Genomic DNA, 7,983 nt, shown 5'->3' with positions numbered 1-7,983 from the left:
CGTTCTACCGTTTTCGCATGCCTTTAGCGGGAATCCAGTGTGGTTCAGGCATTCGGGACCCTGCAGGCAAGGTCAAAATGGATTCCCGATAACCCCGTTCGGGAATGACGGGTGTAGGGCCGTCGGGAATGGCAGTGTGGCGGGACCTTCGGGAATGGCGTGGTGGGGCATCCGGGCAGGGCGGGGTTTGAAAACATCTCTAAACCTGTCTCGCATATTCACAATATTTTCTAATGGTTTGATTTTATGCGTAAATATTTTGGCACCGATGGCGTGCGTGGCCGTGTTGGCGAATTCCCCATGACCCCTAGCTTCGCGATGAAACTGGGCTGGGCGGCTGGTAAGGTTCTTGGGGCGGAAGGTATTAAAGAGGTATTGATTGGCAAAGATACCCGTGCCAGTGGCTATATGCTGGAGTCTGCTTTAGAGGCTGGCTTTTCGGCAGCAGGCGTGAATGTTGCCTTGGTGGGGCCGTTGCCGACACCTGCGGTGGCGTATCTTACCTCAACCTTCCGCGCTGACGCTGGGGTGGTGATCAGTGCATCTCATAACCCTTTTGATGACAACGGCATTAAGATCTTCGGGCAGGGAGGCTATAAGCTAACCGACGTTCAAGAGCAGGAAATTGAAAGCAAACTGCGTATTGCCCTGGAAGGCGGGATGGAGTGCGTCAGTTCAGAAGCGTTAGGCAAAGCGCGGCGTATTGAAGATGCCGCTGGCCGCTATATTGAATACTGTAAAGCGGTATTGCCCAGCACGTTAAGCCTAAGTGGCTTGAAGATCGTGGTGGATAGTGCCAATGGCGCTGGCTATAAGGTTGCCCCTGCAGTGTATAAAGAGCTAGGTGCAAACGTTATCAGTATTCATGACCAGCCCAATGGTATGAATATTAATGCAGGTTGCGGCGCGACAGCTATGCGCAGCCTATGTACGGCGGTGTTAGAACACGAAGCGAACCTTGGGATTGCGCTAGATGGCGATGCCGACCGCCTGATGATGGTGGACCATACAGGGGCGGTGGTAGATGGTGATGAGCTGCTGTTCCTGCTGGCAAAAGATGCCAAAGCAGCAGGTTATACGGGGGGCGTTGTTGGCACCCAGATGAGTAACTTGGGGCTGGAGCAGGCGTTAGCCGCGATTGATATCCCGTTTGTGCGTACAAAAGTAGGCGACCGCTACGTGATGGAGCAGCTTAAAAGCACCGGCTGGCGCTTAGGTGGTGAAGGTTCTGGCCACTTGCTAAGCCTGGATCATGCTTCCACAGGGGATGCGGTAATCGCATCGCTACGCGTACTTACATCGCTGTTAAACCAAGGCACCACGCTGCATATGGCGAAGCAAGGTATGAACAAGCTACCCCAGGTATTGGTGAACGTTCGCTTTAAAGCCAGTCTCGATGAAGACCCGCTTGAAAGTGCATCTGTTCAGCAAGCGCTTACCGAGGCAGAAGATAAGCTTGCCGCCAATGGTCGTGTGCTGCTGCGTAAATCCGGTACTGAGCCATTAATCCGTGTGATGGTAGAAGCCAGCGATGCTCAGCTTGCTCAGTGGTGTGCCGAGCACATTGCTAGCGCCTTACCCTCTGCATAGGTTGTTATGCGGCACTATATGGGTAAGAGCATAGCAAATAGCGATATTCTTGTTTTGAAACTGGCTATACTACTACTCATGGTGCGATGCAGCGTATTTCTGGTAAATAAGCCTAGCTATGATAGCATTTAAGACGTTCGTATAATCAGTTCGGGTTTGATGGCCCTAAAGAATATGCACCTAATCAATGAACATAACACACACAGAGAGCCTTAATTACGCTATGGACTTTCAGAAAGGAAACGAACTGTATCGACAGGGAGCTTACGAGCAGGCGGCTTCCTATTATGTTAAGGCGCTCCAACGTCAATGTGAATTTAAGCCCTGTTATGTGAATTTAGCCCTTGCGCTACGCAAGATAGATAATAAAGCTGCCTGCGATCAGTTGCTAAAAAATGCGCTTTCTATTCTCAGACCAGGCAAGTTAGAAGAAGATCTCTCCCTGGTAAAAAAATCCCGTTTAGTAAACGGGAAGTGGTACGTTGTTGAACATGCTATTTGGTTACCCAAGAAAGTAGATCCTGTATTGCACTACTTGGCGGTAGGTTGGCGGCTAGGCCTAGACCCCTGCAAACGCTTCGATAACGACTTTTATCTGGAAAGTCATCAAGCGCAAATGCGCCCTAATGAGATTCCATTGTTGCATTACCTGTATAAAGGCAAAGTACAAGGGAATGAGATTAAGAGTAAAGAAAAAAATGAAACTGCTGACCTAGCTATCCAGCTCTGGAGTGGCCACTCTCAAACCGCTCTAGATGTCTTTAAAAAAATGTATGAAGATGAAAATAATAGTGGTTCGCTGCGTTGGGCAGCATTGTGGCAAACAGCCCGTTGGGTCTTTTTCTGTGGAGATATTGAAAAAGCGTTAGATTACGCTATTCAAATGGAGAATGTAGCCACAGTAAGTAGTATCAGAAAAGAGACTGTCTACTTAAAGGCTTTTTGTTTACTTGCACTGGGTCGAAAACAAGAGGCCTTTGGTACTTTAAGTAAGTATGTTGCTTCACACCCAAATGATGCGGACGCACATTTTGCTATTGCTAATGCTATAGAAGAAGACGCCGATCGCATTGATGCAATAAATAAAGCATTTGCAATACATGGCTTTTGTGGAATTCGTCTTAAGGATAAAAATAAAGCACTTTCTATTGGGAATATAGTTGGCTTGCCTGCTGCAAAGGTGAAAGGTAAAAATAAAGTCTCGATCGTTATGCCCATTTTTAATGCTGGAGAGCAGGTGCGTATTGCGATTGAGTCGTTATTGGCGCAAACCTATGAGAATATAGAAATTATTGCAGTAGATGATTGTTCACCAGACGATACATTTAAAGTTCTAAAAGCACTTGAGAAAGAAGATTCCCGTGTGAAAGCAGTACAGCCCCCTCAAAATGGTGGTGCTTATGCAGCGCGAAACTATGGTCTAAGTTTTGTTACTGGCGATTTTATTACGACACATGATAGCGATGACTGGTCGCACCCACAGAAAATTGCTACGCAAGTGAAACACTTAGAGCAACATCCGAAGGTTATGGGGTGCGCTGCGCACTGGATTCGTGCACAAGCTAACTTAGCATTTACTCAGAATTGGCGGCCAGTCAAAAAGTTGATTCACTGGAGTCAATCTTCTTTTATGTTTCGGAGAGAAGTACTCGAAACGCTAGGTGGCTGGGATCATGTGCGTATAGGTGGCGACACAGAATATATTTGGCGTATGCAGTCTCGTTACGGTGAAAGTTCTTTAGCCAAGATATATGATGATGTACCTTTGGCATTTGCATTAGATGAAGAGTCTTCTTTGACGCGTACTAAAGCGACTCATGTACGTACCGTTTATTATGGTCTTCGACATATTTACAGGGAAATATGTACTTGGTGGCATGCATCACAAAAAAACTTATACATAAAAGATGCAAATGTTAAACGTGCTTTCCCAGCACCTCGTAGTATGTTTGAGCGTAGTGAGGAGCCATTGAAATTCGACGCTGTTATAGCGGGCGATTTTTCACGTTTAGAAGATTGCCAGAGTGCAGCAAGTTATATCGAAAAACACCCGAAGCAAAAAGTGGCACTGTTCCACTGGCCGAGCTTTCATAAAGCCACAGAATCGTTGTGTAACTTGTACTTTGAGCTTTTACAGCAAGGCAAAGTAGAGCCAGTTGTTATGGGGCAGCAGGTTCAAGCTGAAACCTTTAAAATCACAGATTTTGTTTTAACTGATTACCCTTTAGATGGCTACCCTGATTTTAAAGGAAAAGTAGGCTGGATGGCGATATGAGTATGAAAAAAAATAATTTAGATTTGATTTTTGATGAGATTGTAAAAAAAAATGAAATTATTAGAAAAGAAAAAAACAGAAAAGCTTTTTTATTGAATGGTGCTATAAAAGAAATAAAAGCTCTCGATATAATAGAGCGGAAACAAGCATTAGATAAATTGGCAACTTACATTTATTTAGATGAAATGACAGAGCCTTACACTCGATTGATGAGTCAGAATGGTGTTCTGATCAAAAACGTACCATCATTCAAACAGCTTCTAATACAAGCAACACGTCGGCGACAACTGTATGATTTTCAGCCAGAGTGGCGGTTAAATAATAAGACTTATGCTTATAAGTTTGTTGATCGTCTTGGTGTTAGGAGACCAGAAACGTACCAGTCTGGTGTATCTCTTGAAAAAATATCCCTTAGGAGAAAATCTGTACTTAAGCCAGAGGGTGGATCATCTAGCCACGGGGTTTTTATTTTGGGCGCTGACTCAGGTTTTGAGGTTGCAACTGGGCAAAAATTGAATTCATTTAATGCTGTTTTAAGTAAAGCTTCTGAATATCTAAGAAGTAAGCATGTAAAAAATAATGTTTGGCTACTTGAAGAGTTTGTTGGTGAAGTAGATAAAGAAAAAATATCAGCTCCTGTTGACTTAAAATTTTATTCTTTCTTTGGAAAAGTTGCTTTTGTTCTAGAAGTGGAGCGTGCTGAAAAAACTCGCTACTGCTCATGGATGCCAGATGGTAGTTTAGTTGATATCGGTATTTTTAAGCCTGAAGATACATTTGTTGGAAAGGGGTTCTCAAAAAATAATATTCTTGAAGTTGAGCGTCTTAGTAGTGAAATTAAAGCGCCGTTTATGAGAATTGATTTCATTAAGAGTGAGGATGACTTTGTGTTTGGTGAGTTCACGCCTCGTCCAGGCCAATTTTCACTATTTAATAATGAGTTTGATATTTATTTAGGTGAGTGTTATATGAGGGCCGAGGCTAGATTAATTAAATATTTAATGAAGGAGCACGTTTGAAATGAAACGACATATTTTTGTAATTATACGCTATAGTGTTTTAACAGAAAGTAAAAGCGCTTGGATGATTGGTCGAGACAGTGAGTTTGATGACTATAAAAGAAAATTATTTGACTCTGAAAGATTAAGATTACATGAAAATTTATTTAGAAATGTTACTTTTCCTTCATTGCTTAAAATGGATTCATCTTCCACGACAGTATTATTGTTTACGTCAGATGAGTTGCCTTCTGCTTTTTTAGAAAATATAAAAGATTTAATTTCACCTCATAATAATATTAGGATTATTTTAACACCTAAAGTAGGAGTTCTTAATGCGCATATAGAAAATAACTTGGAAAAAGAGTTAAAATCATTTGAAGATGATGTCTGCTACGCAACTGTCAGACTAGATGATGATGATGCAATGTCAGATTCATTTCATAAGAAACTTTTTTACTACGTAAGACCCCAGTTTAAAGGACACGCTATTTCATTTCCATATGGATTTGCTGGAGTATTTGATGGGGATAACTATACTGGATTTTATGAGCGAAAAATACCAATGACTGCTCAAGGTCTTTCTTATATAGATGTTTACACTAAAGACTCTGGGCTGCCGAGACGTGCATCGGTATTCCATTTGGGTAATCATATGAAGGTTGATGATAAAGTTCCATTGATTATGAATCCTTCAAAATCTATGTATGTTCGTACTATTCATGAGCATAGTGATATTTATAGTGATCGGTTGAGAGATAAAGCTTCCGTAACGAAATTAGTAAGTAATGAGTTGGTGAAGAAGTCATTTTCAGGTTTGACAATTTTAGAATTGAGGGAGAGAGAGGCGTGAAAGTAATACCTTATAGAATGTATAATCGAATTAGAAATTTAGGGGATGCTATAAACCCCTTTATTATCAATTCTGTAACTGGGCTTGAGCCATATTATACGCGTAAAAAAATCCCTCATGTGCTTGGTATAGGAAGCATAGCTTTCTACGCAAATAACAAGTCATGCGTGTGGGGAACTGGTGTCATAAATCCTAGAAAAGAAATTAATTCTGTCAAATTAGAAAACATACGCGCGTTAAGAGGCGAGTATAGCAAAGATTTTTTTAAAAAATCAGGCTATTTATTAGGTGATATACCGTTAGGTGATCCTGGCTTCTTGCTGCGAAAATATTATCCATATGCTAATGTAGAAAAGCGTTACAAGATTTGTATAGTTCCACATCATGCTTCTTTTTTTAATAATTCTTATGATAATTTTAGAGATAGAGAGGATGTTTGCTTTTTTAATATAATGACTAATGATATTAAAGAATTAGATAAGATTGCAGCTTCTGAAATAGTTATTTCACAAAGTTTACATGGTCTTATTTTTGCCGAAGCTTTTGGTATACCAAGTGTATGGGTTTCTGAGAAGTTTCATGATAATTGGAAGTACAAGTTTCTAGATTGGTACTCTACAACTAATGAACCTTGGGTGAAGCCACTTTCACTTGACAAAAGCGTTAATTACTTGTCTTCGCAAGCAAGGCTTAGTTACTCTAAAATAAATATTGAAAATATTGAAAATGCTTTTCCAATAAGGGAAGTTGAGTATGATTTAGGTTTTGATATCGTTCCTTTTGATGAGTGTTCGAAATTGAATGCATTAAGTGTTATTTTTGACTCTGGTTTCTCATTCGAAAAAAAAGTTATGCTTAAAAAGGAAAAGCTTGATCTAATAGCTAAAAGTATAAATAAAAAGATTTCTGATGTTTTTAAGAAATACTCTTCGCCTATGTATGCTCTTTTAGGAGATGATATAGACTCAAAAAATGTTGAAAAAATTGCTGAGATAATGGATTTAAAGTATACATTCCATTTTGCATCTATCGTTAAAGACAGAGAGCCTCCGGTTGATGAAAGAATATATATAGTCAATGGTTTGAAAGTGGCAAAAAATAAATATTTAGGAAATTCTTTTTTTGTTAGACCTAATGAGGTTTTTGATATAAATAAAGAGTTTTTGACTATATATTTATGAATGTCATAATGCACTGTGCTGAGCTATGTTGTTATGGCTAACAATTTTTATTGGTAATTTTATGCTTTGGTCAATTCGCTGTATTGATGAGTCAAGGTCTTTAGATCGTTGGGGGGGCATTAAAAAAAGCTTTACTAACTTGCAAAAATTTCTAGACGTTGATGAGTTATCTCTCCCTTGTTATAAGCCTCGCTTTATACACCATAACTTATGCGGATTCACTTAAATATTTTGCACTTTTGCAAGAAATGCCATTCCATTGAATTCCTTGTAGTATTGCAAGACCTCACTGTTAATTTGCTGGGCAAGTGATTGTAAGCCATTGATTTTAAAGGGTTTTCGATAAGCGACCCATTATCATAAAGTCCTTTAAAATCAGTTGCTTAGCTTTTTATGATAACTAAATTTACAGGTGCGCTTTGCAAAATTGCAGGGCTTTTCATGAAATGCTTTTTCTTGCAAAATTGCATACCTCAGTTGCTCCACGCTTTTCATCGAATGCAATTTTGCGCGCCTACTCTGCAAAAATGCATAGGCTAAATGGCACAGTATGTAAGGTTAAAAAGCAGATTTTAGCTGTTTAAATATTTTTCACATGGCGTATGTTTGTATGCTTTTTCTGCAAAAATGCAGGAGATGGGCCGGTCGGTATGTCGTGCAAAATTGCAGGTATTAATACTCTTGCTAGATACTTGATTTATTTAGTGTGAGGAAGGAAAGCGCGAGGCGCGCAGCGCCTCTTGGTTGAAATGCTATATTTACTGCATTAGAAGCCAGTCTTTAGTTGCTTTTTTGCTTAATAAAAGATGAAAGTCAGCTATCTAAGCTAGTGGCTGGGTGCATGCTAGACATGAGCTCACTGAGTACCGAAAGTGCGTAAGCGCCACTAAATCAACACACTTGACCTATCTGTGTTCTGTTACTTTTTTTCGACGGGCGCCAAGTTCACGTTCCAGGGCAGCAGCCTTTCCAGTGCCTCCAGCGTATCAGCGGCAGCGATGCGCTCTAGCACGTGGTGGATATAGGAAGCAGGCTCCACGCCATTGGCTTTTGCTGTTTCGATGAGCGAGTAACAGGTGGCACTGG

The 7,983-nt window shown here is 40.5% G+C and carries 6 protein-coding genes; 5 read left to right on the top strand and 1 reads right to left on the bottom strand.

From position 1 onward, the window contains the following. The first annotated feature begins 246 nt into the window (after positions 1–246). The 5 genes from glmM (at position 247) to INT19_RS07020 (ending at position 6,897) form a co-directional block, all read left to right on the top strand. The gene (gene glmM / locus INT19_RS07040; protein WP_193060241.1) at positions 247–1,590 is read left to right on the top strand and encodes a phosphoglucosamine mutase; all 1,344 of its coding nucleotides are present in this window, start codon (positions 247–249) and stop codon (positions 1,588–1,590) included. Between the two features lie 223 nt (positions 1,591–1,813). After that, a complete protein-coding gene (locus INT19_RS07035; protein WP_193060240.1) occupies positions 1,814–3,865 on the top strand; it encodes a glycosyltransferase family A protein in 2,052 nt (683 codons plus the stop codon). Then, positions 3,862–4,884 (top strand): ATP-grasp fold amidoligase family protein, encoded by a 1,023-nt coding sequence (locus tag INT19_RS07030; protein ID WP_193060239.1) that lies wholly within the window; start codon positions 3,862–3,864, stop codon positions 4,882–4,884. Before INT19_RS07035 ends, INT19_RS07030 begins: the two co-directional genes overlap by 4 nt. Position 4,885: 1 nt before the next feature. Continuing rightward, a complete protein-coding gene (locus INT19_RS07025) occupies positions 4,886–5,716 on the top strand; it encodes a glycosyltransferase (RefSeq protein ID WP_193060238.1) in 831 nt (276 codons plus the stop codon). Then, the gene (locus INT19_RS07020; RefSeq protein ID WP_193060237.1) at positions 5,713–6,897 is read left to right on the top strand and encodes a polysaccharide pyruvyl transferase family protein; all 1,185 of its coding nucleotides are present in this window, start codon (positions 5,713–5,715) and stop codon (positions 6,895–6,897) included. The genes INT19_RS07025 and INT19_RS07020 overlap by 4 nt, the downstream gene beginning before the upstream one ends. 919 nt (positions 6,898–7,816) lie before the next feature. Here the strand turns inward: INT19_RS07020 and INT19_RS19410 are convergent. Continuing rightward, a partial coding sequence (locus tag INT19_RS19410; RefSeq protein ID WP_226924518.1) for a transposase domain-containing protein occupies positions 7,817–7,983 on the bottom strand: 167 nt, incomplete at its 5' end.

Source organism: Halomonas sp. 3A7M (assembly GCF_014897875.1).
GTDB lineage: Bacteria > Pseudomonadota > Gammaproteobacteria > Pseudomonadales > Halomonadaceae > Vreelandella.
Note: the sequence above shows the minus strand (reverse complement) of the source record. Positions and strands in the feature narration are given on the sequence as shown.